25 protein-coding genes and 1 other RNA gene are annotated in these 26,107 nt (G+C 65.2%); 19 read left to right on the forward strand and 7 right to left on the reverse strand.

What is annotated here, in order from left to right; genetic code table 11:
- Positions 1 to 127: 127 nt before the first annotated feature.
- Positions 128 to 1,411, forward strand: a complete 1,284-nt coding sequence (locus ABID37_RS00450) for a cystathionine gamma-synthase family protein (RefSeq protein ID WP_354191977.1) — start codon at positions 128 to 130, stop codon at positions 1,409 to 1,411.
- A gap of 136 nt (positions 1,412 to 1,547) precedes the next feature.
- Here the strand turns inward: ABID37_RS00450 and ABID37_RS00455 are convergent, their stop codons facing one another.
- The 3 genes from ABID37_RS00455 to ABID37_RS00465 all read right to left on the reverse strand — a co-directional run bounded on the left by ABID37_RS00455 (position 1,548) and on the right by ABID37_RS00465 (position 5,453).
- On the reverse strand, positions 1,548 to 3,197 hold the full coding sequence (locus ABID37_RS00455; RefSeq protein WP_354191978.1) for a thiamine pyrophosphate-binding protein: 1,650 nt from the start codon (positions 3,195 to 3,197) through the stop codon (positions 1,548 to 1,550).
- On the reverse strand, positions 3,194 to 4,366 hold the full coding sequence (locus ABID37_RS00460; RefSeq protein WP_354191979.1) for a CaiB/BaiF CoA transferase family protein: 1,173 nt from the start codon (positions 4,364 to 4,366) through the stop codon (positions 3,194 to 3,196). Before ABID37_RS00460 ends, ABID37_RS00455 begins: the two co-directional genes overlap by 4 nt.
- A 97-nt stretch (positions 4,367 to 4,463) precedes the next feature.
- Positions 4,464 to 5,453 (reverse strand): alpha/beta hydrolase, encoded by a 990-nt coding sequence (locus ABID37_RS00465; RefSeq protein ID WP_354191980.1) that lies wholly within the window; start codon positions 5,451 to 5,453, stop codon positions 4,464 to 4,466.
- 156 nt (positions 5,454 to 5,609) lie between these two features.
- Here ABID37_RS00465 and ABID37_RS00470 point away from each other — a divergent pair, with 156 nt between their 5' ends.
- From ABID37_RS00470 to tam, 3 genes are all read left to right on the forward strand, one after another.
- Positions 5,610 to 6,068, forward strand: a complete 459-nt coding sequence (locus ABID37_RS00470) for a DsrE family protein (protein ID WP_354191981.1) — start codon at positions 5,610 to 5,612, stop codon at positions 6,066 to 6,068.
- 120 nt (positions 6,069 to 6,188) lie between these two features.
- Positions 6,189 to 7,838, forward strand: coding sequence for an energy-dependent translational throttle protein EttA (gene ettA, locus ABID37_RS00475; RefSeq protein WP_354191982.1), 1,650 nt, complete (start codon positions 6,189 to 6,191; stop codon positions 7,836 to 7,838).
- A 61-nt stretch (positions 7,839 to 7,899) separates the two neighbouring features.
- A complete protein-coding gene (gene tam, locus ABID37_RS00480; protein WP_354191983.1) occupies positions 7,900 to 8,670 on the forward strand; it encodes a trans-aconitate 2-methyltransferase in 771 nt (256 codons plus the stop codon).
- 9 nt (positions 8,671 to 8,679) lie between these two features.
- Here tam and ABID37_RS00485 read toward each other — a convergent pair whose 3' ends face one another.
- Positions 8,680 to 8,994, reverse strand: a complete 315-nt coding sequence (locus tag ABID37_RS00485) for a DUF2293 domain-containing protein (protein WP_354191984.1) — start codon at positions 8,992 to 8,994, stop codon at positions 8,680 to 8,682.
- Positions 8,991 to 9,497, reverse strand: a complete 507-nt coding sequence (tsaA, locus tag ABID37_RS00490) for a tRNA (N6-threonylcarbamoyladenosine(37)-N6)-methyltransferase TrmO (protein WP_354191985.1) — start codon at positions 9,495 to 9,497, stop codon at positions 8,991 to 8,993. The genes ABID37_RS00485 and tsaA overlap by 4 nt, the downstream gene beginning before the upstream one ends.
- A gap of 117 nt (positions 9,498 to 9,614) precedes the next feature.
- On the opposite strand from tsaA, the gene ABID37_RS00495 reads away from it, so the two are divergent.
- The 3 genes from ABID37_RS00495 (at position 9,615) to ABID37_RS00505 (ending at position 11,920) form a co-directional block, all read left to right on the forward strand.
- Positions 9,615 to 10,628 carry an ArsR/SmtB family transcription factor gene (locus ABID37_RS00495; protein ID WP_354191986.1) on the forward strand — a complete coding sequence of 338 codons (1,014 nt, stop codon included), beginning with the start codon at positions 9,615 to 9,617 and terminating at the stop codon, positions 10,626 to 10,628.
- A complete protein-coding gene (metF, locus tag ABID37_RS00500) occupies positions 10,628 to 11,551 on the forward strand; it encodes a methylenetetrahydrofolate reductase [NAD(P)H] (RefSeq protein WP_354191987.1) in 924 nt (307 codons plus the stop codon). The genes ABID37_RS00495 and metF overlap by 1 nt, the downstream gene beginning before the upstream one ends.
- Before the next feature lie 138 nt (positions 11,552 to 11,689).
- Entirely contained in the window at positions 11,690 to 11,920 is a 231-nt protein-coding gene (locus tag ABID37_RS00505; RefSeq protein WP_354191988.1) for a hypothetical protein, read from the forward strand.
- A gap of 111 nt (positions 11,921 to 12,031) precedes the next feature.
- Here the strand turns inward: ABID37_RS00505 and ABID37_RS00510 are convergent, their stop codons facing one another.
- Positions 12,032 to 13,207, reverse strand: coding sequence for a lytic murein transglycosylase (locus tag ABID37_RS00510; RefSeq protein WP_354191989.1), 1,176 nt, complete (start codon positions 13,205 to 13,207; stop codon positions 12,032 to 12,034).
- 229 nt (positions 13,208 to 13,436) lie between these two features.
- Complete coding sequence (locus ABID37_RS00515; RefSeq protein ID WP_354191990.1) at positions 13,437 to 14,243, reverse strand: glycoside hydrolase family 25 protein; 807 nt, start codon at positions 14,241 to 14,243, stop codon at positions 13,437 to 13,439.
- A 178-nt stretch (positions 14,244 to 14,421) separates the two neighbouring features.
- Between ABID37_RS00515 and ABID37_RS00520 the strand changes: the two genes are divergently transcribed.
- The 12 genes from ABID37_RS00520 (at position 14,422) to ABID37_RS00575 (ending at position 26,094) form a co-directional block, all read left to right on the forward strand.
- The gene (locus ABID37_RS00520; protein ID WP_354191992.1) at positions 14,422 to 15,807 is read left to right on the forward strand and encodes a serine hydrolase domain-containing protein; all 1,386 of its coding nucleotides are present in this window, start codon (positions 14,422 to 14,424) and stop codon (positions 15,805 to 15,807) included.
- Positions 15,808 to 16,061: 254 nt separating this feature from the next.
- Positions 16,062 to 16,310 carry a hypothetical protein gene (locus ABID37_RS00525; protein ID WP_354191993.1) on the forward strand — a complete coding sequence of 83 codons (249 nt, stop codon included), beginning with the start codon at positions 16,062 to 16,064 and terminating at the stop codon, positions 16,308 to 16,310.
- A gap of 123 nt (positions 16,311 to 16,433) precedes the next feature.
- The gene (locus ABID37_RS00530; RefSeq protein WP_354191994.1) at positions 16,434 to 17,153 is read left to right on the forward strand and encodes a TerB family tellurite resistance protein; all 720 of its coding nucleotides are present in this window, start codon (positions 16,434 to 16,436) and stop codon (positions 17,151 to 17,153) included.
- Positions 17,150 to 17,914 carry an N-acetylmuramoyl-L-alanine amidase gene (locus ABID37_RS00535; RefSeq protein WP_354191995.1) on the forward strand — a complete coding sequence of 255 codons (765 nt, stop codon included), beginning with the start codon at positions 17,150 to 17,152 and terminating at the stop codon, positions 17,912 to 17,914. Before ABID37_RS00530 ends, ABID37_RS00535 begins: the two co-directional genes overlap by 4 nt.
- A gap of 253 nt (positions 17,915 to 18,167) precedes the next feature.
- On the forward strand, positions 18,168 to 18,809 hold the full coding sequence (locus ABID37_RS00540; RefSeq protein ID WP_435521513.1) for a lytic transglycosylase domain-containing protein: 642 nt from the start codon (positions 18,168 to 18,170) through the stop codon (positions 18,807 to 18,809).
- A gap of 57 nt (positions 18,810 to 18,866) precedes the next feature.
- An RNA gene (gene rnpB / locus ABID37_RS00545) (RNase P RNA component class A) lies at positions 18,867 to 19,266 on the forward strand.
- A 390-nt stretch (positions 19,267 to 19,656) separates the two neighbouring features.
- Positions 19,657 to 20,109, forward strand: coding sequence for a division/cell wall cluster transcriptional repressor MraZ (gene mraZ / locus ABID37_RS00550; RefSeq protein ID WP_354191997.1), 453 nt, complete (start codon positions 19,657 to 19,659; stop codon positions 20,107 to 20,109).
- On the forward strand, positions 20,109 to 21,098 hold the full coding sequence (rsmH, locus tag ABID37_RS00555; protein WP_354191998.1) for a 16S rRNA (cytosine(1402)-N(4))-methyltransferase RsmH: 990 nt from the start codon (positions 20,109 to 20,111) through the stop codon (positions 21,096 to 21,098). Before mraZ ends, rsmH begins: the two co-directional genes overlap by 1 nt.
- Positions 21,099 to 21,102: 4 nt before the next feature.
- Positions 21,103 to 21,465: a cell division protein FtsL gene (gene ftsL, locus ABID37_RS00560; protein ID WP_354191999.1), complete on the forward strand. Its 363-nt coding sequence runs from the start codon at positions 21,103 to 21,105 to the stop codon at positions 21,463 to 21,465.
- Positions 21,462 to 23,174 carry a peptidoglycan D,D-transpeptidase FtsI family protein gene (locus ABID37_RS00565; RefSeq protein ID WP_354192000.1) on the forward strand — a complete coding sequence of 571 codons (1,713 nt, stop codon included), beginning with the start codon at positions 21,462 to 21,464 and terminating at the stop codon, positions 23,172 to 23,174. The genes ftsL and ABID37_RS00565 overlap by 4 nt, the downstream gene beginning before the upstream one ends.
- Positions 23,175 to 23,221: 47 nt before the next feature.
- A complete protein-coding gene (locus ABID37_RS00570; RefSeq protein ID WP_354192002.1) occupies positions 23,222 to 24,676 on the forward strand; it encodes a UDP-N-acetylmuramoyl-L-alanyl-D-glutamate--2,6-diaminopimelate ligase in 1,455 nt (484 codons plus the stop codon).
- Positions 24,673 to 26,094: a UDP-N-acetylmuramoylalanyl-D-glutamyl-2,6-diaminopimelate--D-alanyl-D-alanine ligase gene (locus ABID37_RS00575; protein ID WP_354192003.1), complete on the forward strand. Its 1,422-nt coding sequence runs from the start codon at positions 24,673 to 24,675 to the stop codon at positions 26,092 to 26,094. The genes ABID37_RS00570 and ABID37_RS00575 overlap by 4 nt, the downstream gene beginning before the upstream one ends.
- The last annotated feature ends 13 nt before the right edge of the window (positions 26,095 to 26,107 follow it).

Genomic DNA, 26,107 nt, shown 5'->3' on the forward strand with positions numbered 1-26,107 from the left:
AAGGACTGCACCGCAATCTTTGGCTAGATTGCGCAGAGGCACCGGCCGAAGGGAAAAAATCGTTTTCCGGCGGAACCCGGTGCGAGAACATCGACACGTCAGGCCGCAAGGCCGCCGGGGGATCGCCATGACCGCGCCAAAACCTTCCAGAACCCATATCGGCAATCACAAGCTGCATCCCGAAACGATGATGCTGAGCTACGGTTACGATCCGCTGCTTTCGGAAGGCTCGGTGAAGCCGCCGGTGTTCCTCACCTCGACCTTCGTGTTCCACTCGGCCGAGGAGGGGCGCGACTTCTTCGACTACACCTCCGGGCGCAAGGAGCCGCCGCAGGGGGCCGCGGCGGGGTTGGTCTATTCGCGCTTCAACCATCCCAACAGCGAGATCGTCGAGGACCGGCTGGCGGTGTACGAGAACGCGCAAAGCTGCGTGCTGTTCTCCTCCGGCATGTCGGCCATCGCCACCGCGGTGCTCGCCTATGCGCGGCCGGGCGACGTGATCCTGCATTCGCAGCCGCTCTATGGCGGCACGGAGACGCTTCTGTCGCGCACGCTGGCCGGGCTCGACATCGGCGCGGTCGGCTTCTCCGACGGCGTCGACGGCGATGCGGTGCGCAGGGCGGCGAAGGAAGCGGCGGCCAAGGGCAAGGTGTCGATCATCCTGGTGGAAACACCGTCCAACCCGATCAACAGCGTCATCGACCTGGCGCTGATGAAGGCGGTGGCCGATGAGCTGGGGCAATCGCAGGGCCACCGGCCGATAGTGATGTGCGACAACACGATGCTCGGGCCGGTGTTCCAGCGCCCGGTGGAACTGGGCGCGGACGTGTCGCTTTACTCGCTCACCAAATATGTCGGCGGCCATTCCGACCTGATCGCCGGTGCGGCGATGGGCGCGAAGGAGGTCATCAAGCCGATCAAGGCGCTGCGCGGCGCCATCGGCACGCAGCTCGATCCGCATTCCTGCTGGATGCTCGGCCGCTCGCTGGAAACGCTGGCGCTGCGCATGGAGAAGGCCGACGCCAATGCGCATGTCGTGGCGCAGTTCCTGCGCGACCATGCCAAGGTGGACAAGGTGCATTATCTGCCGTTCCTCGACCCCGAGACGCCGGCCGCAAGGGTGTTCAAGGCCCAGTGCAGCGGCGCCGGCTCGACCTTTTCCTTCGACATTCGCGGCGGCGAGAAGGCGGCTTTCGCGTTCCTCAATGCATTGCAGGTGTTCAAGCTGGCCGTCAGCCTCGGCGGCACGGAGTCGCTTGCCAGCCATCCGGCGGCGATGACCCATTCAGGGGTGCCGGTGGAGGTTCGCCAGCGCATCGGCGTGCTCGACACCACCATCCGCCTGTCGATCGGCGTGGAGCATCCCGACGATCTGGTCGCCGATCTGGCGCAGGCGCTGGCGGCGGTCTGACCAGCCGCCGATTTTTTGGGCCGGTGGCGAGTAGCGCCGAGACGGATGAGGGGCTTCGACCGGATGCCGGCAAGAAACCCCTCATCCGCCTTCGCTGCGCTCAGGCACTTTCCCACAAGGGAAGAAGGAGGGTCGGCTACCGCTTCTCGCGAATGTCGGTCAGCGTACGGGCCGGCGTGATCGCCTCGGGGTCGAGCCTGACCTCGATGATTGCCGGCTTGCCGCTTGCCCGTGCCCGCTCGAAGGCGGCGGCGAAGTCTTCGGTCTTCTCTACCGTCTCGCCGTGGCCGCCAAAGGCGCGCGCATAGGCGGCGAAATCCGGGTTTTTCAGGCTGGTGCCGGAAACGCGGCCGGGATATTCGCGCTCCTGATGCATGCGGATGGTACCGTATATGCCGTTGTTCAGGATGACGACGATCACCGGCAGATCATACTGGACGGCCGTCGCAAATTCCTGCCCGTGCATCAGGAAATCACCGTCGCCGGCCCATACGATCACTTCGCGTTCCGGAAACACGCTTTTCGCGCCGACGCCGGCCGGAACGCCATAGCCCATCGAGCCGGAGGTGGGGGCCGCCTGCGTGTTGAAGCGGCGGAAGCGGTGGAAGCGGTGCATCCATGTGGCGAAGTTGCCGGCACCGTTGCAGATGATAGCATCTTCCGGCAGCACGCCTTCGAGATAATCCATGATCGGGCCCATCCACACCGCGCCGGGGCCGGTCGTCGGAGGAGTGGACCAGGCGAGGTAGTCGGCATGGGCCTGCTCCGTTTCTCCGGCCCAGCCGGGCGATGCCGGTCCCTTTCGCTTCGAAAATGCTTCGACGAAGGCGGCGGGCGAGGCGTTGATCGCCAATGTCGGGCGGTAGACGCGGCCAAGCTCGTTGGCGTCGACATGGACATGCACCAGCTTCTGGTCCGGGTAGGGGCTTTTCATCAGCGTGTAGTCGGATGACGGCATTTCGCCGAAGCGCCCGCCGATCAGCAGGATCAGGTCTGCCTCCTTCACGCGCGCGGCAAGCTTCGGGTTGAGCCCGATGCCGACATCGCCGGCATAGTTCCCGTGCAGATGATCGAACAGCATCTGGCGGCGGAAGGAGACGCCGACCGGCAGCGCCCAGCTTTCCGAGATTTCCTGCATATGGCCGACTGCGTCTTCGCTCCAGCGCGTGCCGCCGAGAATGACGAAGGGGCGCCTGGCTTCGCCGAGCAGCTTTTCCAGTTCGTCCAGCTCCGCTTCGCCCGGCCGGGTCTCGACCGGCGTGAACGGCCGCGCAACCGGGGCTTCGACCTCGCTCGCCAGCATGTCTTCCGGCAGCGAGACGATGACCGGGCCGGGGCGTCCCGAGGTGGCGACGGCGAAGGCGCGGGTGACCAGTTCGGGAATGCGCGCGGCATCGTCGATCTCGACCACCCATTTGGCGATGTCGCCGAAGAAGGCGTGATAGTCGACTTCCTGGAATGCCTCGCGATATTTGGCGTGGCCGGCGATCTGGCCGATGAACAGGATCATGGGAATGGAATCCTGCATGGCGATGTGCACGCCGGCAGAGGCGTTTGTGGCACCGGGACCGCGCGTGACGAAGCAGATGCCGGGGCGGCCGGTCAGGCGGCCCTGACAGTCGGCCATCATGGCGGCGCCGCCTTCCTGACGGCACACGAAGGTGCGGATGCTGGAATCGTGCAGCGCATCGAGCACGGCGAGATAGCTCTCGCCCGGCACGCAGAATATGCGGTCGGCGCCGTTGGCCTCCAGCGCCTCGACGATCAGTTGTCCACCCGTCTTCATCGCGTCTTCCGCTCCAGTTCGGCCAGGATTTCCTGTGTATGCTCGCCAAGGCGCGGCGAGGAACGCTCATAGGCGAGCGGCGTGGCCGACATCACCATCGGCGCCCGCACAGACGGCAGGCTGTTGCCGTGGCCGTCGTCGAGGTCGAGGCGCATGCCGCGTGCCACCACCTGCGGATCGGCGAAGATCTGGCCGATGTCGTTGATGGGGCTGGCGGGAACGCCGGCCTTTTCCAGCGCCGCGAGGATATCGGCGCGTGCGAAGGCGGCCAGCGCCGGAACCATATGTTCCCGCAGGTCCTTGCGATTGGCCACGCGCGCCGCGTTGGTGGCGAAGGCCGGGTCGGCGGCCAGTTCGGCGCGGCCGATCACGGCGCAGAACTTGGCGAACTGGCTGTCATTGCCGACGGCGAGGATAAAATGCCCGTCCTTGACCGGCAGCACCTCGTAGGGGGCGATGTTGGGATGGGCATTGCCCATGCGGTTCGGCGCGTTGCCGGATACCAGATAGTTGAGGTTCTGGTTCGCCAGCACCGACACCTGCGTGTCGAGCAAGGCCATGTCGATATGCTGGCCTTCGCCGGTCTTTTCCGCATGGCGAAGGGCGGCCTGGATGGCGATGACCGAATAGAGGCCGGTGAAGATGTCGGTGACGGCGACGCCCACCTTCTGCGGTTCGCGATCCGGCTCGCCGGTGATCGACATCAGGCCCGACATGCCCTGCACGATGAAGTCGTAGCCGGCGCGCGGCGCGTAGGGGCCGTCCTGGCCGAAGCCGGTGATCGAGCAATAGATCAGCTTCGGGTTGACGGTCTTCAGGCTCTCGTAGTCGAGGCCGTATTTCTTCAGGCCGCCGAGCTTGAAATTCTCGATGAGGACGTCCGCGTCGGCCACCAGCCTGCGCACCGTCTCCGCGCCTTCCGGCGTGGAGAAATCGATCGTCACGGAGCGCTTGCCGCGATTGCAGGAATGGTAGTAGGCGGCCGAAAGGTTCTCACCGTCCGCGCCCATGACGAAGGGCGGTCCCCATTTGCGGGTATCGTCGCCCTGCGGGCTTTCCACCTTGATGACGTCGGCACCGAGATCGGCCAGCACCTGCCCGGCCCACGGTCCGGCCAGGATGCGGGCCAGTTCGATGACACGGACGCCTTTCAGCGGAGGAGGGGCCATGGACTACTCACTGCATCGGGAGGGTTTGCGCATGTCATTGTCCCGAAACCGGTTCCCGCCTTCGGGTGCCATGCTCTAGCAAGCCTTGCCGATCCTGTCACGTGCCATGCAATGGGCCAGCCTGACGGGCGCGCGGGCCTGCCGAGCCGGCTTCGTCGCGGGGGCAAACCCGTTCGAGCCAGGAGGCGAAGTCGTCCATGACCAACTCGCGGTTGACCTCGTTGAGGCTCTCATGGCGGGTGTCGGGATAGATGGTCGCGGCCACGTCGGAGAAGCCCATGCGCCGCAGGCGGCCGGCAAGGCGGTTGACGCTCTTGCCGCCATCGGTGGCTGGGTCGTGCGCGCCGCCGACCAGATGGAAGGGCAGGTCCTTGCGCACGTCGCCGAAATTCGCGTCGGCCGCCCCGTTGCCGGCAAGGCGGAACAGGTCCAGCCACAGCGAGACCGAGCCGTTCCAGCCGCAGAGCGGGTCGGCGATATAGGCATCCACCTGTTTCGGATCGCGCGACAGCCAGTCGAAGAGGGTGCGATGCCCGGGGATGGCCTTGCCCCACGCCTCGAAGGTGAGCTTCGGCAACAGGCGCGAGGGCACGTCGGAGCCGAGGCGGAAGCGTTCCCATGCCAGAATCGCCCTTGCGGCCAGTGCCGGCAGGCCGGCCTGGAAATTGGAGTTCCACACCGCCGCCGCCTGGATGCGGCGCGAATGGCGCAGCACATAGTTGAGCGCGATCATGCCGCCCATGGAGTGGCCGAAGACGACAACGGGCAGGCCGGCATGGTCCTGGGCGATGAGGTCGTGAACGGCATCGACGTCGGCCACCAGCGCTTCGACCCCATCCTGTCCGGCGAAGCGGCCGGGCGGTGCATCGGGCGCGCGGGTGAAGCCGTGGCCGCGATGGTCATGCGCATAGACATGATAGCCGCGCTGGCTGAGGAAATCGGCGAACGGCGCATAGCGCGCGGCATGTTCGGCAAGACCGTGATTGATCTGCACGACGCCACGGGCAGGCGCCGTTGCGTGCTCGACATAAAGGTTCAGCGCCGCTCCCGTCGGGGAGGTGAGGGTGCGTCTTCCGTCGAAAGTCATATCCTGTTTCCGCCTTTTCCACTGGCGCTTTCTTGCCGATGCGGAGCAGTCGCCCGCCTTTCGCCGGCGACGGCGGCAGGTGGCGAATTCCGCATGATGGGTTTAACATGCAAATAACATGATATATCGATGTGTCGTTCAGAGGAGGAAATCGGGATGAAATTCAAGATCGGTGCGGTGCTCGTCATGGCAATCCTGTCCGCTATCGCTGTCGTCGGCCATGCTGGCGCGGCGGAAAAATACGGCAAGCAGAAAGTGGTCTACCATATCAATGGCGATGGCGGGCCGGAGAGCAAGGCTTACAAGGCGGCGCTGGTCAATGTACAGAACCATGTCAATGCGGTGGGCAAGGACAATATCGACGTGAAGGTCGTGCTGCATGGCGACGGCGTGAAGCTTTTGATGGCGGCGCAGGACGATTTGTCCCTGCAATCGGCCGTCACCAGCCTCAAGACGCAGAACGTGTCGTTCCTGGTGTGCAACAACACGCTCACCAGCCGCAAGATCGACTATGAAAACGACCTGTTCGAGGTGTTCGAGGACGATATCGTGCCTTCCGGCGTGGCCGAGCTCAGCTATCTGGAACAGCAGGGCTATACCTACATAAAACCCTGACGCGGCGGCCGGCATCTGCCGCAGCAAGGGTCGCGGGACGAGCTTGGGCATTGCCCCGCGGCGGTCTTTCGCCTACATAGCGCGCGACCCCCAATCACCCTTATTCAAGGAATAGCGCGCGTGGCACGCCAGTTCATCTATCACATGGCCGGCCTCAACAAGGCCTACGGCACCAAGAAGGTGCTGGAGAACATCCATCTTTCCTTCTACCCGGATGCCAAGATCGGCATCCTGGGCCCGAACGGCGCCGGCAAGTCGACCATCCTCAAGATCATGGCCGGGCTCGACAAGGAGTACACCGGCGAGGCCTGGCTGGCCGAGGGCGCGACCGTCGGCTACCTCGCGCAGGAGCCGCAGCTCGATCCGTCCAAGACTGTGTTCGAGAACGTCATGGACGGTGTTGCGAAGAAGACGGCCATCATCGAGCGCTACAACGAGCTGATGATGAACTATTCCGACGAGACGGCGGAAGAATCGGCCAGGCTTCAGGACGAGATGGACCGCCTGAACCTGTGGGACCTCGAGCAGCAGGTCGAGATGGCGATGGACGCGCTGGCCTGTCCGCCCAAGGACGCCGACGTGACCAAGCTTTCGGGCGGCGAGCGCCGCCGCGTGGCGCTGTGCCGCCTGCTGCTGGAAGAGCCGGACCTGCTGCTGCTCGACGAACCGACCAACCACCTCGACGCCGAGACCACGGCGTGGCTGGAAAAGCACCTGCGCGCCTACAAGGGCTCGGTGCTGCTCATCACCCACGACCGCTACTTCCTCGACAACGTCACCGGCTGGATTCTTGAGCTCGACCGTGGCCGCGGCATCCCCTATGAGGGCAACTACACCAAATATCTGGAAGCCAAGGCCAAGCGTCTCAAGCAGGAGGGCCGCGAGGACGACGCGCGCCAGCGCGCCATCGGCCGCGAGCGCGAGTGGATCCAGTCGAGCCCCAAGGCCCGCCAGACCAAGTCCAAGGCGCGTATCAAGGCGTTCGAGGAACTTCTGGAACAGGCCAACAACCGCCGTCCGAGCGACACCCAGATCGTCATCCCCTATGGCGAGCGGCTGGGCAATGTCGTCATCGAGGTCGAGGGCCTGTCGAAGGGCTTCGGCGACGAGCTTCTGATCGAGGACCTGTCGTTCAAGCTGCCGCCCGGCGGCATCGTCGGCGTCATCGGCCCCAACGGTGCTGGCAAGACCACGCTGTTCAAGATGATCACCGGACAGGAAAAGCCGGATGCCGGCACGGTCCGTATCGGCGAGACGGTCAAGCTCGGCTATGTCGACCAGAGCCGCGATGCGCTCGACCCCAACAAGACCGTGTGGGAAGAGATTTCCGGCGGCGCCGAAGTGGTCAAGCTCGGCAAGTTCGACGCCAACACCCGCGCCTACTGCTCGTCCTTCAACTTCCGGGGGCAGGACCAGCAGCAGAAGGTGGGCAACCTGTCGGGCGGCCAGCGCAACCGTGTGCACCTGGCCAAGATGCTGCGCAACGGCGGCAACGTCCTGCTGCTCGACGAGCCGACCAACGACCTCGACACCGAGACGCTGGCGGCGCTGGAGGACGCGCTGGAGAACTATGCCGGCTGCGCCGTCATCATCTCGCACGACCGCATGTTCCTCGACCGTCTGGCGACGCACATCCTCGCCTTCGAGGGCGACAGCCATGTCGAATGGTTCGAGGGCAACTTCGAGGACTACGAACAGGACAAGATCCGCAGGCTCGGCCCCGAGGCGGTCAACCCGCATCGCATGACCTACAAGCGCCTGACGCGCTGATCTTTGCTCCGAACGCCCCGCCAGAAGCGGGGCGTTTTTGCTTTTGCCCGGGAGGGAAACCATGCAGGACTGGTCGGCGACGCAATATCTGAAGTTCGAGGACGAGCGCACCCGCCCCTCTCGCGATCTGCTGGCGCAGGTGCCGGCGGTCGAGCCCGGGCGTGTGGTCGACATAGGCTGCGGGCCGGGCAATTCCACTGAACTGCTGGTCGAGCGCTGGCCGCAGGCCGAGATTTCCGGCATCGACACCTCGCCGGACATGCTGGAAAAAGCCCGCAAGCGCTTGTCGGGTGTCAGCTTCGAGCTGGCGGATGCCGAAAGCTGGACGCCGGCGGAAAAGGTGGACGTGCTGTTCGCCAACGCCGTGTTCCAGTGGCTGCCCAACCATCCGCAGGTTCTGGTGCGGCTGATGGACCAGCTTGCGCCCGGCGGCACGCTGGCCGTGCAGATGCCGGACAATCTGGGCGAGCCCTCGCACCGGCTGATGCGCGAGACGGCCGCCGAAATGCCGTTTGCCGCCAAGATGGCCGGCGCCGGTCGGGCGCCCCTGCCGCCGGTCGGCTATTACTACGACCTGCTGAAGCCGCTGTGCGGCCGGCTGGATATCTGGCACACCCACTACAACCATCCGCTTGCCGGGCCGGAAGCGATCATGGAATGGGTGAAGTCGACCGGGCTGAAGCCCTATCTGGATGTGCTCGACGAGGGCGAGCGGCAGGCGTTCCTGGCGCGCTATCTGGAACGGGTAAGCGAAGCTTATGCCGTGCAGGCCGACGGCAAGGTGCTGCTCGGGTTCAAGCGGCTGTTCATCGTGGCCGTGCGCAAGGGCTGACGCGGGAGCTCAAACGTCGTCGTCGTCCGGGTCGAGCAGCCGCGTGGCGCGCCACTTCGTCAGCCATGAATTGATTTCGTCGACGACGAAGAAGCGGGCCGAATCGCGGTCGTAGCCTTCGGCCAGAAGCTTCTCGTAGTCGGTGTGGGCATGGCGGATATGGGCGACCGTCGCCAGCCATACGGCGATCGAAGCGGGCAGGGACTTGAGATGCGGAGCGCCCGCTTCCGCGCGGATCTTCTCGATATCGGCATAGGGCGCCGTCGGCAGCAGCGCGGTCAGCGCCTTGGCGATGGCTTTTTGCCGCCCGGTGGCGCGATTCATGCAGGGTCCCTGCTGGGGATTGCCGCTTCGGCGATGGCATCGACAGAGGGGAAATAGGGCTTGATATCGAGCACCGGCGTGCCGTCCAGCGCGTCGATGGCGTCGAGTTCCACCGTGCCTGTCCCGGCATCGATATGGACGATCCTCGCCGTATGCAATCCGATCGGGTTCGGCCGCGCCGGCGAGCGCAGAGCGAAAACACCTTTGGCATCAGGTGCATGGCGCGGTTTCTGGACAATCAGATTCCGCGGCGCATGGTGCAGCCAGGTCAGGATATGGACGTGGCTGTAGCCTTCGAGCCCGGCAAGGCCTTCCCGATAGGCGGGGTCCAGCACAAGAGTCGCCGTCGCATTGCGCTCGCGCGCCTGGCGCATGTTCTTCGGGCAGTCCGCGCGCTCCGTCCACGGGGAGGCAATGCGGCCGATGAAGACGACATGGCCGTCCGGCTCCATCCGCGCGGGATCGTCAGCCAGGGTCCGTTCGTCCGTGCGTGGCTCGAACATGGCTAGCGCCTCCCGCCCGTCCACAGGGCAGAGCAAATCACCCATTGCACTTTTGCCGAAAATGACATAAACATATCTTTATATCTTTCTTGAGTGGCTTTCCGGATGGGCAAGGACATGAACGTCGCGCTCGATACGATGGTAGATACATTGAAGGCGGCTGCCGAATCCAGCCGGCTGCGCATCCTCGTGCTGCTGGCGCAGGGCGACCTCACCGTCTCCGACCTTACCGAAATCCTCAGCCAGTCGCAGCCGCGCGTCTCGCGCCATCTCAAGCTGCTCATGGAAGCGGGACTGATCGGCCGCTACCAGGAGGGCTCGTGGGCGTTCTTCCGCCTTTCCGACCAGGATATGGCGCGCGCCTTCGTGCTGCGGCTGATCGCCGGCATCGATACCGCCGATCCGCAGGTCGAGCGCGACATGGAGCGGCTCGCCACGGTGAAGCGCCGGCGGCAGGAGAGGGCGACGGAGTATTTTTCGCAGAATGCCGCGAGCTGGGACGAGATCCGCTCCCTGCATGTGCCCGACAGGGCCGTGGAGGCGGCGCTGCTGGAGCTGGTCGGGAAGCGACCGTTCCAGTCCATGCTCGACCTCGGCACCGGCACCGGGCGGCTGCTCGAGATTCTCGCCCCGCTCTACCGGCGCGGCGTCGGCATCGACATGTCGCGCGAGATGCTGGCCGTGGCGCGCGCCAATCTGGACCACGCCGGCATCACCAATGCGCAGGTGCGGCAGGGCGATATCTTCGCGCCGCCGGTCGAGCGCGATGCCTATGACCTCGTCACCATCCACCAGGTGCTGCACTATCTCGACGATCCCGCCCGCGCCATCGCCGAGGCGGCGCGGCTGCTGCGTCCGTCCGGCCGGCTGATCATCGTCGATTTCGCGCCGCACACGCTGGAATTCCTGCGTGAGGAGCACGCCCACCAGCGGCTCGGCTTCTCGGACAAGCAGATCGAGGAATGGTTCGCTGAAGCCGGGCTCGACCTTGAAAGCAGCCAGGAGTTCGAGCCGCGCGGCAACAACGGCGCCAAGCTCATCGTCAAGCTGTGGCTCGGCCGCGATCGGCGCCTGCTGATCGCCGATCCCGCACAAACCCTACATGCAGCCCAGATCGGGGAAGTTGCCTGATGAGTCAGTTCCGTTTCTCGCGTCGCCCCGATCTCGGCGACAGCATCCGCGTTTCCTTCGAATTCTTCCCGCCGAAGACGGACGAGATGGAAGCGCGCCTGTGGGAGACCGTCACCCGCCTGAAGCCGCTGCACCCGGATTTCGTGTCGGTGACCTATGGCGCCGGCGGCTCGACGCGCGAGCGCACGGCGCGCACCGTCGCCCGCATCCTGCATCAGACGCATCTTGCGCCCGCCGCGCACCTGACCTGCATCGACGCGTCGCGCGACGAGGTCGATGCGGTGATCCGCCAGTTCGCGGAACTCGGCGTGAAGCGCTTCGTGGCGCTGCGCGGCGACCCGGCCTCCGGCGTCGGCACCGGCTACCAGCCGCATCCGCAAGGCTATGCCAACGGCGCGGAAATGGTGGCGGCGCTGCGCCGCCAGGGCGATTTCGACATTTCCGTTTCCGCCTATCCGGAAAAGCATCCCGAGAGCCCGGATTTCGCCACCGACATCGACATGCTCAAGCGCAAGGTCGACAATGGCGCCACGCGGGCGATCACCCAGTTCTTCTTCGACAACGACATCTATGAGCGGTATGTCGAGCGGGTACGCCGGGCGGGCATCTATATCCCCATCGTGCCGGGCATATTGCCGGTGCACAACATTGTGCAGGTCGCCAATTTCTCGGCGCGGGCCGGCGCGCACGTGCCGGCGTGGCTACGCGAGCGCTTCGACGGGCTGGAGGCCGACCCGCAGACCCACGCGCTCGTCGCCGCCGCTGTGGCCGCCGAGCAGGTGCAGGACCTGATCGAGCGCGGGGTGGGGGATTTCCACTTCTACACCATGAACCGGGCCGACCTCGCCTATGCCGTGTGCCATATGATCGGCATCCGCCCGCGCCCGAACGAGGGTGCCAGTGCGAAGTCCGCTGCCGCCTGAAAGGCCGTTTCGAACCTTTGATAAGGCAGAATCAAGAAAGGCCGGGGGTGGAGCCCGGCCTTTCGCTTGATCCATGTTTTCAGGTACTGGGTCTTTTTAACTGGCCTACCGGCTTATGCGGGTCAAGGAAGAACGCCTATGATCAGAGCGCCGACGAAAGCGAAAGCGGCGCAAACTATCAATGCGTTTAGCGGCCTTGTAAGTCCCATGGATAGCCTCCTTCTGAAAAGCTATTCATGGAATCTAGAAATATTCGGCCAACAGACAAGCGAAAATTTTGCTGCATTGCGGCGGATTTGTGGATCGTTTTCCGTACATGCGTTGAAATTGCTGGCGAAAATGCCCTTAAGCTTTGTGCATAAATTGTGACGGGGTGCGGCTGGAATCCGTAAATCCGGCATTTCGCCGCCCGGTTGCCTGTTACCGCTTTCGGCGGATGCGGCCTGCGGCGGCAACCCGGATTCGGTCCCGGCAGCCGGCCTACAGCTTCATCAGAAGGTCGGGGGTCGGCCATCCGTCGACGGCGAAGCCGAGGCGCATCTGCTCCTGGCGCACCGCATCGCGGGTGTTGGTGCCGAGGATGCCGTCCACGGTCCCGACATCGTGGCCCCTGGCCTCCAGCTTGCGCTGCAATTCCTTCATCTGCTCCATGCTGAGGCCCGGCTCCGGCGAACGCGGATCGTAGGGCGGCGCACCGTCGAGGCGCGTGGCAAGCACGGCCGCCGTCAGCGCGTAGGTGAAGGACTGGTTCCACTTCAGGTAGACTTCGAAATTATCATAGGTGAGGAAGGCGGGACCCTTGCGGCCCATGGGCAGGGCGAGGCCGGCGGTCAGGCCGTTGTCCTCCAGCGGGCTGCCGTCGCGATGGGTCACGCCCCATTCGTTCCAGCGCGAAATGGGCAGCTTGTTGGTGCGGCTGGTCTCTTCCCAGGGCAGGTCGTCGGGGAGGCGAACCTCCTCGATCCACGGCTGGCCGGGGACCCAGCCGCGCGACTGGATCTTCTTGGCCGTCGTCATGATGGCGTCGGGGGCGCTGTTGCGCAGGTCGACGATGCCGTCATTGTCGCCATCGACACCGTTGTTGAGATAATCCGCCGGAAGGATCTGGGTCTGGCCGATCTCGCCGGCCCAGGCGCCCTTGACATCGGCGGGCAGCACGCCCCGGTCGATCAGGGTCAGCAGCGGCACCAGATGCGGGCGGAACAGTTGCGGGCGGCGGCAATCATGGGCCAGCGTCACCAGCGCGTTGAGCGTCGGGAATTCGCCCTGCACGGCGCCGAAATCGGTTTCCAGCGCCCAGAAGGCGGTGATGACCGGCGCCGGCGCGCCGTATTCCTGCTCGGCCCGGTCGAAGACGGAGGCGTATTTGCGCATGTTGGCCGCGCCGTGCTTGAGGCGGTAGTCCGAGATCATGCGGCCGGAGAACTCGACGAAGGTCTGCGAGAACACGCCTTGCGAGCGGTCGCGGGCCAGAACGCGGGTGTCGATGTCGGCCCCCTGCAGCGCCCCCAGGCCGGCTTCGCCGACGCCGGCGGCACGGGCTTCTTCGGCCACGCCCTGCTTCCAAGCCTCGAAATCGATGCCGCATTCCTGGGCGGCGGCAACTCCGGAAAATGCCGTCAGCAGCGTGGCGATGGCAAGAATAGGCGGTCGCATGGGTGTCCTTCCTGCTCGACGGTTTTGGGCAGTGCCTCTTTGGAGCATTTCCGCATTTCTCCGAATCGCAGAAACGCTCCAATCCTTTAATTTTGACGCAATTCCGAACGCAAAACCGCTTCGCACTTTTGCTGGAATTGCTCTCAAGGCGTGCTCTATGGCCGCCGCTTATGTCGAAAAGCGGGCATGAGCCATGGCCGGAACCATGAATGCGATTGGCTTTACGCTGTCAACGGGTGTTCTGCCGCAGCCATTTCTGCCAGGCGGCCTGGGTGCCGTTGAAGACGTTGATGTCGGCATTGCCCCTGATGCCTGGCACGATGCCGGTGCCCGTATATTGCCAGAAGGTGAAGGGGTGCGAGCCATAGCGCATGGAAGGGTGGCCGGCGACCGAACGCAGCCAGTAGGGATAGCCGTGGAAGGTCGAAAGCTTGTTGTCGTCGAAGAAGTCGATCGAGGTGTAGATGATAGGCTTCTTGCCGTAGTGCTTCTCGACGATGGACAGGAAGATGGACATTTCGCGGCGGACCGTTTCATGCGGCGGGCGCAGCCTGCAGGTCGGCGAATGCGGGTTCCACTCCATGTCGAGCACCGGCGGCAGCGCGGCGGGGTCCTTCGGCACATTGGCGATGAACCAGCGCGCCTGCTCGGCCGCCGGCCGGCAGAAATAGTAGAAATGATAGGCGCCGCGCGGCACGCCGGCCGCCTTGGCGTCGCGCCAGTGCTGCTTGAAATAGTCGTCCAGCCGGTCGCCGCCCTCCGTCGCCTTGATGAAGGCAAAGGAGATGCCGGCCGCCTTGGCCTGATTCCAGTCGACCGAGGTCTGGTATTTGGAGACGTCGGTTCCGTGCACGGCATAGTGCCAAGGTGCTGCGCCCTGCCAGTCGTGGGGGTCGCTGTCTCCGAAGCGGGGCGCCTTGCCGGCGGTGCCGGCCGGCGTCGATGCGGAGGGCGCACCTGTCGGAGCCATGTCCTCGAGCGTGGCGGAGCAGGCGCCGAGCAGAGCCAGTGCAAGAAGCGGTGCAAGTCGGCGCATCGTGTTCCCCAAACCCGTTGATGGCTGCGGTGGATGCCCGAGCCGCTTCGGAGCGCTTCCGTTTTCTGGAATTGCCCTGTCCCGGTGATTGCCGAACATGGTTGATATTCGGTTGATGGCCACCGGCAGAACCGCAAATATGAGGGGAAATGCGCGGCGAATCGAGGGGCGGGAAGCGATGCGGCTGATCTTCAGACTGTTGCGGACGCTGGTGCTGCTCCTTCTCGTCGCCATTGCAGGGCTGTTCGCGTGGCTTTATGCGGCGCCGCCGGAACTGATCCGCGTCGGTTCCGGCTATGCCGCCAAGATCGTCTGCTCCAATGTCTTCCTTGCCGGCCGCGACCCGCAACAGGTGCTGGAAGTGGATGTGCAGGCGCCGGGCCACCCGCTGCTGAAGCTGATGCGGGTTTCGGTGGACCGGGACGAAAAGGTCGTGCGCGCCGGGCTGCTCGGCTTTCTGGGCGAGAGCGTGGCTGTGGCGCGCGGCGGGCTCGGCTGCGCCAATGTGCCGGACGGCGACCTGGCGCGGGCCAGCGCTGCGCAATTGCCGGATATGCCGATGCCGTCGCCGCCGCCGGATGCGGCGTGGCCTGAGGGTGAACGGGTCGAGCCGGCCACGGCGGAGGTTGCCGCCGTTCTGGCCGACGACAACCTTGCGGGCGAGGGCCTGCGGGCCATCGTGGTGGTGCGTGACGGGCGCATCGCCGGCGAACGCTATGGCGAGGGTTTTTCAGCAGATACGCCCCTGCTCGGCTGGTCCATGTCCAAGACGGTGAATGCCGCGATCATCGGCACGCTGCTGCGCGACGGCAGGATGTCGCTGGAGAAGGATCGCCTGCTTCCAGGCTGGGAGGCGGACGGGCGCGCGGCGATCACCCTTGCCGACCTGATGGCCATGTCGAGCGGCCTCGAGTTCAACGAGGATTATGGCGATGTCACCGATGTGACCCGCATGCTCTATCTGGAACCGGATATGGCGGGCTTCGCCGGCGCCAAGCCGCTGGCGGCGCCGGTGGGCGAGGTGTTTTCCTATTCGAGCGGAACCGCCGTGCTGCTTTCGCGGCTGTGGCAGGAGGCTCTGGGCGATGCCGGCGAGGCGCTGCAATGGCCGCGCCGGGCGCTGTTTTCGCCGCTCGGCATGGACAGCGCGGTGATCGAGGCAGATGAGAGCGGCACTTTCGTCGGTTCCTCCTACATTTATGCCACCGCCCGCGACTGGGCACGCCTCGGCCAGTTCCTGTTGCAGGGCGGCGTGTGGAGCGGCGAGCAGATATTGCCGCCGGGCTTCGTGTCCTGGATGCGCGAGCCGGCGCCGGCCTCGGATGGCGTCTATGGCCGGGGCCAGGTCTGGCTGGAGGTGCCGGGCGGCAATGGCAGCCGGATGGGCGTGCCGGCAGATACGTTCTGGCTGAAGGGCCATGACGGGCAGACGGTTGCCGTTATCCCTTCACAACGCATGGTGGTGGTGCGCATGGGGCTGACGCCGAAGAAGCTCGGCTACGGGCCGGAGCTTCTGGTGTCGGCCTTGGTGGCGGCGCTCAACCCGCCGGGCGGGCAAGAATAGAAGATCATTGCCGATAATAATGCAAAAGCAAAGGCTTGCGCCGTACTGCACAGATTTGGAGTCTGGAAGCTCATGCGATGATTCAAGGCGGCTTCGAGGCGGGTGAAATACGTTCCGTCGAATAGGCAGGAGTGGCCGCCGCAAGAAGCTGTTACAGGCCGAAACGCAACGTTATGAAACAGATAGCGTCTTTCGGCATTACATTTGCAACCGTCCATGAGGGGGGGGTGTGAATGTTTGTAAGGAGACATAAAATGAAGAAGCTCGTTCTTGCATCGGTTTCCGCTCTGGCATTGTTCGGCATCGCCGCGTGCAGCGACAGCGGTTCCGACGCCACTACGACGCAGAGCACCACGCCGCCGGCGGGCGAGCAGCCGATGACTCCCGATTCCACGGCTCCCGCCACGCCTCCGGCCACGGATGGCTCGACCACGCAGAGCATCACGCCGGCGCCGAGCGACGGCGGCTCGCAGCCCGATGCAACGCCTCAGCCTGCGGAATAAGCTCTGTTGCCATCCTCCCGAAGGGGCCGGCCTTGCCGGCCCTTTTTCATGCCGGCCTTTTTCGCGCCGGCTTTTTTTGTGGGAGTGATTCCCCTTTTCGATTCGATGCTCTAAACAGCCCCCATGTCCATCTGGAACCGCATTGGCGATTTCATCCAGCGTCTTTCCTCCTCTACGGCCGCCGGAGTGGCCGACATGGTGGAGGCGGTGCGCACCCTGTTTGCAGGCGACCCCGAACTGCGCCGGAAAGTGGCGTTTTCAGTCGCCATGATCGCGCTTTCCGCCAAGATGGCCAAGGCCGACGGCGTCGTCACGCAGGACGAGGTGCGGGCCTTCCAGGCGATTTTCGAGGTGCCGCCGCAGGAGGCGCACAATGTCGCCCGCCTCTATGACCTCGCCAAGCGCGATACGGCCGGTTTCGAAGCCTATGCGCGGCAGATGGCGGGGCTCTGCGGCAATGGCGGCCCCAATTGCATGATGCTGGAGGACATACTCGACGGGTTGTTCTACATCGCAACCGCCGACGGCGTCCTGCATGAACGCGAGGAAGGCTTCCTGCATCGGGTGGCCGAGATCTTCAGCATCGCGGAAGACCACTACCAGACGATACTTGCGCGCCATGTCCAGCTTGGCGTCGCCGATCCCTATGTCGTGCTCGGCATCGAACGCGGCCGGCCGCTGGCCGAAGTGAAGAAGCACTATCGCCGGCTGGTGGCGGAAAACCATCCTGACAAGCTGATGGGGCGCGGGCTGCCGCAGGAATTCATCGCCATCGCCACCACGCGGCTGGCGGCCATCAATGCCGCCTACGAGATCATCGAGCGGAGCCTGCAGGCGGCATGAGCGGCTTCGCCCCCGACCATCCAGGAGCGGAAGTCAGGGTCTCGCCCAATTTCGGGCCGAGGCGCGACGGGCAGCGCCCGGACATGATCATCCTGCACTACACCGGCATGGCGAGCGGCCATGCGGCCGAGGAGCGGCTGTGCGATCCCGAAAGCGAGGTCTCGTCGCACTACCTGGTGCATGAGGACGGCCGCATCGTGCAGATGGTGCGCGAGAGCGATCGCGCCTGGCATGCCGGCAAGAGCTCGTGGCGGGGCGTGAACGACATAAACTCCTGTTCGGTCGGCATCGAGATCGTCAATCCGGGCCATGAACTGGGCTACGCCCCTTTTCCGGAACGGCAGATCGAGGCCGTCATCGCGCTGTGCCGGGGCATCGTCGAGCGGCATCGGGTGCCGCCGGTGCAGGTGCTTGCCCATTCCGACGTCGCCCCGGGGCGCAAGGTCGATCCGGGCGAGAAGTTTCCCTGGCAGAGCCTGTTCGAGGCGGGTGTCGGCCATCTGGTCGAGCCGTCGCCGATCTCTTCGGGGCCGTGCCTTGGCGAGGGCGACAGCGGGCCGGACGTGGAAAAACTGCAGTCCATGCTGGCGCTCTACGGCTATGGCGTGGAGATCACCGGCGCCTACGATGCGCAGACGCGCATCGTTGTCGAGGCGTTCCAGCGCCATTTTCGGCCCCGCCGGGTGGATGGAATCGCCGACGGTTCCACATTTCGTACCCTCGAGCGACTTCTGGCTTCCGTCGCGCAAGATCTTGAATAAGCAGCACAATCGTTTTCGTTGTAATATAATTTAACTCAAATTGAACGGCGCTGCCATTTTTGGCCCGGCATCTCACTCCAGAGGAATGCCCGAGCCGGCCGGACATGCCCCCAAGTAACTCCCGGTCGCGTCGAAGCCCCCGGCGCGCACTTTTCCTTGCGCGCCTGATACAGAACAGGACCAAATGAAGAAGTTGACCGTTTTTACGGCAGCTGTTGCTGCCGCTATGCTCACTGTTGCCTCAGGCTCTGCCATGGCAGACCGTTTCGACCCGCAACTCGGCGGGCGCGGCCTCGTCGTGAAGAAGGCGGCCGAAACCGAAAAGGCCGAGGCAAAGCCCGAGCAGGCAGTTGCGAAGAAGGCGGCACCCACGAAAAAGGCGGCATCCAGGAAGGTGGTTTCCAAAAAGGCGGTTTCCAAGAAGCCTGCGGTTTCCAAGAAGGCAGCGAAGTCGACGAAGGTCGTGAAGCGGTCTTCGCGCACGGCCAGCGTGGCAGTCGAAACCACCGGCACCACCTATTCCAAGATCATCGACCACTATGCCGTGGCCTATGGCGTTCCGGTTTCGCTCGCCCATGCCGTGGTCAAGGTGGAAAGCAATTATCGTCCGAACGTGGTCGGCAGTGCCGGCGAGATCGGCCTCATGCAGATCAAGCCGTCCACGGCCCGCATGATGGGCTACAGCGGTACCGCGAAGGGCCTTTTCAACCCCGATACCAATATAAAGTACGGCATGAAGTACCTGGCGAAGGCTCACAATCTGGGCGGCGGCACGACCTGCGGCACGATTCTCAAATACAATGCCGGCCATGCCGCCAAACGGATGAACCCGGTTTCTTCCGCCTATTGCAGCAAGGTGAAGGTGCATATCGCCTCGCTCGCCCCTTCAAGCTGAGGGTGGCGGCAGCTTTTCTGTTGCCTTTTGGCTGCGGAATACCTTTATACGCATCTGCCAGCCGGCCGGGCGGCCGCACCCCATGATGCCGAAAGGCTGCGGGTGAGGAAAGTCCGGGCTCCATGGAAACACGGTGCCGGCTAACAGCCGGCGGGGGTAACCCTAGGGAAAGTGCCACAGAAAGCAAACCGCCGCGCATTTTGTGCGGCAAGGGTGAAAGGGTGGGGTAAGAGCCCACCGCGCGACCGGTAACGGAAGCGGCACGGTAAACCCCACCGGGAGCAAGACCGAATAGGGGCGGCGCGAGGGGCGACCCTCGGGGGCTGTTTCCAGCCCGCCGTCCGGGTAGGTTGCGTGAGGCGTCCGGCAACGGGCGCCCAAGATGAATGGCCGCCACGTTTCCGCGCCGCAAGGCGCGGAGGCCATACAGAACCCGGCTTACAGGCCGGCTGGCACCTTGTCTCCTTACTTGCGCATTGTGCATCGCTCCGGCCTTCGCGGCCGGGGCGCGCATGCGGGCGCGGCGGGAAAATCTAAACACTTCGTTAGGCTTAATGGAAGATAAAGGAGGATACCGCAGGTGTCCGCCGAGGTGGGGCCGGGCGGTGTGATCGTGCATGTTGTTCCCGTTGACGCCCATAAACCCCCATGTTATCCCATTTGCAGTTTCAAGCTTTCGTTTCGTGTCAGGGTGAAGCGTATGCCGGATGGGCGGCCGCGGCGGCCGTTCGTGCGATGGCGCGCGCCTGCGCGACGGATGGCTGGAACGTGGACGAGGGACCGCACCGCGGCGGCGCGGGTGCGACGATGGAAAGGGGTGCGGCGGCAAAAGCGGCTGTAGCGCGTCATGGACCGTTTTCTGTCAAGCTCTGTGAACCGGATCGACGCCAAGGGACGGGTGTCGGTGCCGGCCCATTTCCGCTCCGTGGTGCTCAAGCGGGGCTATGCGGAACTCTATGCGCTGCGGTGCCTGGATCAGCCGGCCATGGATGTCGGCGGGCTCGACCTGCTCGACCGCTACGAGCAGCGCATCGCGCAGGAAGACCCTTTCCGGCAGGCGGCGGACGACATGTCCTTCTTCTGCCATGGCGACGGCGCCTTCCTGAAGCTGGATCAGGACGGGCGCATCACGGTGACGGACTTCATTCGCGAGCATACGGGTATCGGCCAGGAGGTGGCTTTCGTTGGGCGAGGCCGGTTCTTCCAGATCTGGGAGCCGGAGCGGCTGGCTGCGCATGGCGCGAAGGTGCGCGAGCGGCTTCTGAAACTCAGGCAGGCGGCAAGCGGAGGGCAGGCGTGATGACGACCGGTTCCGACGCCGAAGCGCCGCACCTTCCGGTCCTGCTCGACGAAGTCATCGCGGCGCTTGCGCCGAAGCCGGGCGAGGTGATCGTCGACGGCACGTTCGGGGCCGGCGGCTACACGCGCGCCATCCTCGCCACCGGCGCATCCGTCGTCGCCATCGATCGCGATCCCGACGCCATCGCCGCGGGCAGGGCGCTGGAAGCCGGGCATGAGGGCCGGCTGCGGCTGGTGCAGGCGCCGTTCTCCTCGCTCGACGAACATGTGGAGCAGGTCGACGGCGTGGTGCTCGACATCGGCGTTTCGTCCATGCAACTCGATCAGGCCGAGCGCGGCTTTTCCTTCCGCGCCGACGGGCCGCTCGACATGCGCATGGCGCAGGCAGGGCCGACTGCCGCCGATATCGTCAACACTTATAAGGCTTCGGACCTCACCCGCATCTTCGGGCTGCTGGGCGAGGAGCGCCATGCCGGGCGCATCGCCCGCATGATCGAGGCGCGGCGGGAGAAGCGACCCTTCACCCGCACGCTGGAACTGGCCGACGCCATCGAGACGCTGGTCGGGCGCTCGCCCAAGGACAAGATCCATCCCGCCACGCGCGTGTTCCAGGCGCTGCGCATCTATGTCAACGACGAACTGGGCGAGCTGTCGCGCGCGCTGGTCGCGGCCGAAAGGGCGCTGAAGCCCGCCGGGCGGCTGGTGGTGGTGACCTTCCATTCGCTGGAGGACCGCATCGTCAAGCGCTTCCTTGCCGACCGCGACGAGACGGTCGCCGGCTCGCGCCATCTGCCGCAGGTCGTGGTGAAGGCGGCGACCTTCAGGCGCAAGGGCGGCGGCATCGCCCCCGGCGAGGCGGAAGTCGAGCGCAATCCGCGCGCCCGCTCGGCAAGGCTGCGGGCGGCGGTGCGCACAGACGCATCGCCACGCGGCGACGATCCTTCGGTTTTCGGGCTTCCAAAGCTTCCCGCCATTTCGGGAGAGAGGTGAGATCATGTTCCGCACCAGCGATATCGTCCTGATAGGCGTCATGGTGGCCGCGGCAGCCATGACCTACACGATCAAGCGCGATGCCGGCGAGCAGCTTGCCACGGTGCGCAAGATTCAGGCGCAGATCCGCACCGAGGAAGAAACCATCGACTTGCTGAAGGCTGACTGGAGCCTGCTTACCCAGCCGGGGCGGCTGCAAAGGCTGGTCGAGCGCTATCAGGACCAGCTCGGGCTGGAACCGGCCACGCCGCATCAGTTCGCCCGCGTGGACAGCCTGCCGCAGCGGCCGCTGACCATCGAGGACATCACCGCCGCCGATGCCGCAGGCAAGCTTATCGATCCAACCCAGACCGGAGCCGTCGAATGATCGGCAAGCTCAATCCCTTCCGGCGCACGCGCCAGCCGGCCGACGACACCTCCATCGTGATGGATTCGGCCCGCAAGTCGACCGGCGGGCGCACGCGCAACCGCGTGGTCATGACCATGGCGGTGTTCTTCGGCATCTATGCCATCATCGGCGGACGCCTCGTCTATCTCGGCTTCCAGGACCCGATGCCCTCCGGTGCGCCCGCAAGCCGGGTGACGGCGGCGCGCCCCGATATCGTCGATCGCAACGGCGAGGTGCTGGCGACCGACATCAAGACGTCTTCGCTGTTCGCCGAGCCGCGCCACATCGTCGATGCCGACGAGGCGATCGAGAAGCTGTCCACGGTGCTGCCGGAGATCGACTACGAGCAGACCTACAACAAGCTGAAAAGCGGCGCCGGCTTCGTCTGGCTCCAGCGCCAGCTCACGCCGCGCCAGCAGAGCGAGATCATGCAGCTCGGCATTCCCGGCGTCGGTTTCCGCACAGAGACGCGGCGTTTCTACCCGGCCGGCCCGACCACCGCCTATATCGTCGGTCTCACCAATATCGACAACCAGGGCATTTCCGGCCTCGAGAAGTACATAGACGGGCAGGGGCTGGCCGACCTGCAGCAGAGCGGCCTTGCGCTGCCGAAGGACCTGGCCCCGGTGCGCCTGTCGATCGACCTGCGCGTGCAGCACATCGTGCATGACGAGATCACCGCCGCCATGGAGCGTTACAAGGCGATCGCCGCCGGCGCCGTGGTGCTGAACGCCAAGACCGGCGAGGTCGTCGCCATGGCCTCGGTGCCGGATTTCGACCCCAACAATCCGATCCATGCGCAGGACAAGGACCGCCTCAACCGCATGTCGGCGGGCCTCTACGAGATGGGCTCGACGGTGAAGAGCTTCACCACCGCCATGGCGCTGGATTCCGGCAAGGCAACGCTGAATTCGACCTTCGACGCGACGCGGCCCATCACCATCGGCCGCCAGACCATCCGCGACTTCCACGGCAAGGGCCGGGTGCTGACGCTGCCGGAGGTGTTCATCTACTCCTCCAACATCGGCTCTGCCCGCGAGGCCGATATCGTCGGCATCGAGGGACACCGCGAATTCCTGCACCGCCTCGGAATCCTGGAGCGGATGCAGACCGAGCTGCCGGAAGTGGCGCGGCCGGTCGAGCCGAAGGTTTGGAAGAAGGTTCATTCGATAACCGCTTCTTTCGGCCATGGTTTTACCACCACGCCCTTGCAGACGGCGGTGGGCGCAGCGGCGCTGATGAACGGCGGCTACCTGATGAACCCGACCTTCCTGATGCGCAGCGCCGAGGAGGCGATGGCGAACGCTAAGCGCGTCATCAACGAGAAGACCAGCGCCGACATGCGCTATCTCTATCGCCTCAACGCCGAAAAGGGCTCCGGCAAGCGCGCCGAGGTGCCCGGCTACCGCGTCGGCGGCAAGACCGGCACGGCCGAGAAGGTGGTGAACGGACGCTATGTCAGCGGCAAGCGCTTCAACGCCTTCCTCGCCGCGTTCCCGATGGATGATCCGCAATATATCGTGCTGTCGGTCATCGACGAGCCGCAATCGGAGAAGCCGGGCATGGGCGCGACCGCCGGCCTCAACGCCGCTCCGATCGTCGCCAACATCATCCGCCGCTCGGCCGCGATGCTTGGCGTGGAGCCGGATTTCGGCCATGAAAATACGGCAACGCTTGCGTCCTATTAAGTGATTCTGCGGCGGATGCGCCGCTTTCAAGAGGTGACCAGAACCAGATGAAACTCGATGATCTGACCGGCATAGTGCCTCTCCACGAGGCGTTTCCCTCCGATACGGAGATTGCCGGCCTGTCGTCGGATTCGCGCACCGTCCAGCCGGGCATGCTGTTCTTCGCGCTCGCCGGCACCAAGGCGGACGGCGCCGACTATGTCGCCGATGCGGCGGCCCGGGGTGCGCTCGCGGTTGTTGCCGCGATAGGGCGCACGAACGGGGCGGTTTCCGTGCCGGTGATCGAGGTCGAGGACCCGCGCCGGGCGCTGGCGCTGGCCGCCGCCAAATTCTACGGCGCCCAGCCCGATACGATGGTGGCGGTGACCGGCACCAGCGGCAAGACCTCGGTGGCCGCCTTCACCCGCCAGATCTGGGAACATGCCGGCTTTGCCGCCGCTTCCATCGGCACCACCGGCGTCGTCGCGCCGGGGCGCAATGAATATGGTTCGCTGACCACGCCCGATCCGGTCGCACTGCACAAGCTGCTGGCCGAACTGGCCGGGGCCGGCGTCACCCACGCCTCCATGGAAGCCTCCAGCCACGGGCTCGACCAGCACCGGCTGGACGGCGTGCGGCTCGCCGCCGGCGCCTTCACCAATCTCGGCCGCGACCATATGGATTATCATCCGACGGTCGAGGAATACCACGCCGCCAAGATGCGCCTGTTCCGCGATCTGCTGCCCAGGGGCATGCCGGCAATCGTCTTCGCCGACGATCCCTGGTCGCAGGCCACCATCGATGCGGCGACCGTTGCCGGCATCGAGGTGCTGACCGTTGGCCGCAAGGGCACGTTCCTCAAGCTCAACCGCGTCGAGCACGAGCGAGCCAAGCAGCGCGCCGAAATCGTGCATGACGGGGAGATCTACGAGATCGACCTGCCGCTGGCCGGCGATTTCCAGATCGCCAATGCGCTGGTTTCCGCCGGCCTTGCCATCGCCACGGGCACTTCCGCCCCCACTGTCATGGCGGCGCTGGAGAAACTGAAAGGCGCGCCGGGGCGGCTCGATCTGGTCGGTGTCACGCCCGCCGGCGCGCCGGTCTATGTCGACTACGCCCACAAGCCCGATGCGCTGGAGAATGTGCTGGCCTCGGTCCGCCCGTTCACCACAGGCCGCGTCGTGGTGGTGTTCGGCTGCGGCGGCGACCGCGACCGCGGCAAGCGTCCGATCATGGGTGAGATCGCCACGCGGCTCGCCGATGTCACCATCGTCACCGACGACAATCCGCGCACGGAAGTGCCGGCCGAAATCCGTGCCGCCATTCTTGCGGCGGCTCCGGGCGCCATCGAGATCGGCGACCGCCGCAAGGCGATCCACGAGGCGGTGGCCATGCTGCGCGCCGGCGACACGCTGATCGTGGCCGGCAAGGGCCATGAGGAAGGCCAGACCATCGGCGCCGAGACGTTCCCCTTCTCCGATCATGAGGAGGTGCGCGCGGCGCTGAAGGAGGTGGCCGGATGAGCTATCTCTGGACAATCGAGGCGCTGGTCGAGGCGATGGGCGGACGCCCGCTCGGCCAGATGCCGGACGGGGTGCACGGCATTTCCATCGATACCCGGACCCTTGAGCCGGGCGATGCCTTCTTCGCCATCAAGGGCGAGACCATGGACGGGCACGACTTCGCCACCGCTGCCGTCAAGGCGGGAGCGGCGGTGCTGGTCGTCGCCGAGGGCAAGCTGCCGGCGCTGGGGCGCCTGACGGCGCCGAAGATCGTCGTGCCGGACGTTCTGACGGCCATGGAAAAGCTGGCCGTCGCCGCGCGGGCGCGGGCGAAGGGCCGGGTCATCGCGGTGACGGGCTCGGCCGGCAAGACGACCACCAAGGAGGCGCTGCGCCATGTCCTTGGCTCGGTCGGTTCCGTCCATGCTTCCGACAAGTCGTTCAACAACCATTGGGGCGTGCCGCTGACGCTGGCGCGCCTGCCGGAAGACACCGAATATGCCGTCTTCGAGATCGGCATGAACCATCCGGACGAAATCCGCCCACTGGTGAAGATGGTGCGCCCGCATGTCGCCATCGTCACGCTGGTGGCCGCCGCGCATCTCGGTTTCTTCCGCGACCTCGACGAGATCGCCGCCGCCAAGGCGGAGATTTTCGAGGGCATCGAGGCGGGCGGCACCGCGCTGCTCAACCGCGACGATCCGCGCGCCAACTTGTTGGGCAAGATGGCGCGGCAGGCAGGCGTCGAGCATGTGCTGGGCTTCGGCGAGCACCAGCGCTCGACCTACCGGCTCATCGATTGCGTGCTCAACGCCGATCATTCGACGATGACGGCCCGCATCGGCCGTCGCGAGCTGGTGGCGCGCATCGGCGCGCCCGGCCGCCACATGGTGCAGAATGCGCTGGCGGTCCTGGGCGCGGCCGATCTGGTCGGCGCCGACATCGACCGGGTGGCGATGGCGCTGGGCACCTTGCCCACACAGCAGGGGCGCGGCCGACGCCACGTGCTGTCCCATGCGGGCGGGCCTTTCACGCTGATCGACGAAAGCTACAACGCCAATCCGGCCTCGATGAAGGCGGCGCTCGACCTGCTCGACGCCACGCCCGTTGCCGGCGACGGCCGCCGCATCGCCGTGCTGGGCGACATGCTGGAGCTGGGCGAGCACTCCGAGAAGCTGCATGCGGACCTGTCCGAGCTGATCGTCGGCACGGGCATCAGCCATGTGCTGCTGGGCGGACCGCATATGAAGGCGCTGGCCGAGGTTCTGCCGAGCGATATCGCCGTCGTCCACCGCGATGCGGCCGACGATCTCAGCCGGCTGCTCCTCGATACGGTGCAGCCGGGCGACGTGATCATGGTGAAGTCATCGAAGGGGATCGGCTTTTCCGGGATCGTCGAGGCGCTGGTGAACAGGTTTCCGGCATACGCCGAGAGTTGATGAAGGGGCCAGG

This window comes from Aquamicrobium terrae (assembly GCF_040545735.1).
Taxonomy (GTDB): domain Bacteria; phylum Pseudomonadota; class Alphaproteobacteria; order Rhizobiales; family Rhizobiaceae; genus Mesorhizobium; species Mesorhizobium terrae_A.

Coding starts and splice junctions, on each gene's coding strand:
- ABID37_RS00450 (WP_354191977.1), top strand. CDS start 128: ATGACCGCGCCAAAACCTTCCAGAACCCATATCGGCAATCACAAGCTG.
- ABID37_RS00455 (WP_354191978.1), bottom strand. CDS start 3,197: ATGAAGACGGGTGGACAACTGATCGTCGAGGCGCTGGAGGCCAACGGC.
- ABID37_RS00460 (WP_354191979.1), bottom strand. CDS start 4,366: ATGGCCCCTCCTCCGCTGAAAGGCGTCCGTGTCATCGAACTGGCCCGC.
- ABID37_RS00465 (WP_354191980.1), bottom strand. CDS start 5,453: ATGACTTTCGACGGAAGACGCACCCTCACCTCCCCGACGGGAGCGGCG.
- ABID37_RS00470 (WP_354191981.1), top strand. CDS start 5,610: ATGAAATTCAAGATCGGTGCGGTGCTCGTCATGGCAATCCTGTCCGCT.
- tam (WP_354191983.1), top strand. CDS start 7,900: ATGCAGGACTGGTCGGCGACGCAATATCTGAAGTTCGAGGACGAGCGC.
- ABID37_RS00485 (WP_354191984.1), bottom strand. CDS start 8,994: ATGAATCGCGCCACCGGGCGGCAAAAAGCCATCGCCAAGGCGCTGACC.
- tsaA (WP_354191985.1), bottom strand. CDS start 9,497: ATGTTCGAGCCACGCACGGACGAACGGACCCTGGCTGACGATCCCGCG.
- ABID37_RS00495 (WP_354191986.1), top strand. CDS start 9,615: ATGAACGTCGCGCTCGATACGATGGTAGATACATTGAAGGCGGCTGCC.
- metF (WP_354191987.1), top strand. CDS start 10,628: ATGAGTCAGTTCCGTTTCTCGCGTCGCCCCGATCTCGGCGACAGCATC.
- ABID37_RS00505 (WP_354191988.1), top strand. CDS start 11,690: ATGATCAGAGCGCCGACGAAAGCGAAAGCGGCGCAAACTATCAATGCG.
- ABID37_RS00510 (WP_354191989.1), bottom strand. CDS start 13,207: ATGCGACCGCCTATTCTTGCCATCGCCACGCTGCTGACGGCATTTTCC.
- ABID37_RS00515 (WP_354191990.1), bottom strand. CDS start 14,243: ATGCGCCGACTTGCACCGCTTCTTGCACTGGCTCTGCTCGGCGCCTGC.
- ABID37_RS00520 (WP_354191992.1), top strand. CDS start 14,422: ATGCGGCTGATCTTCAGACTGTTGCGGACGCTGGTGCTGCTCCTTCTC.
- ABID37_RS00525 (WP_354191993.1), top strand. CDS start 16,062: ATGAAGAAGCTCGTTCTTGCATCGGTTTCCGCTCTGGCATTGTTCGGC.
- ABID37_RS00530 (WP_354191994.1), top strand. CDS start 16,434: ATGTCCATCTGGAACCGCATTGGCGATTTCATCCAGCGTCTTTCCTCC.
- ABID37_RS00535 (WP_354191995.1), top strand. CDS start 17,150: ATGAGCGGCTTCGCCCCCGACCATCCAGGAGCGGAAGTCAGGGTCTCG.
- ABID37_RS00540 (WP_435521513.1), top strand. CDS start 18,168: ATGGCAGACCGTTTCGACCCGCAACTCGGCGGGCGCGGCCTCGTCGTG.
- mraZ (WP_354191997.1), top strand. CDS start 19,657: ATGGACCGTTTTCTGTCAAGCTCTGTGAACCGGATCGACGCCAAGGGA.
- rsmH (WP_354191998.1), top strand. CDS start 20,109: ATGACGACCGGTTCCGACGCCGAAGCGCCGCACCTTCCGGTCCTGCTC.
- ftsL (WP_354191999.1), top strand. CDS start 21,103: ATGTTCCGCACCAGCGATATCGTCCTGATAGGCGTCATGGTGGCCGCG.
- ABID37_RS00565 (WP_354192000.1), top strand. CDS start 21,462: ATGATCGGCAAGCTCAATCCCTTCCGGCGCACGCGCCAGCCGGCCGAC.
- ABID37_RS00570 (WP_354192002.1), top strand. CDS start 23,222: ATGAAACTCGATGATCTGACCGGCATAGTGCCTCTCCACGAGGCGTTT.
- ABID37_RS00575 (WP_354192003.1), top strand. CDS start 24,673: ATGAGCTATCTCTGGACAATCGAGGCGCTGGTCGAGGCGATGGGCGGA.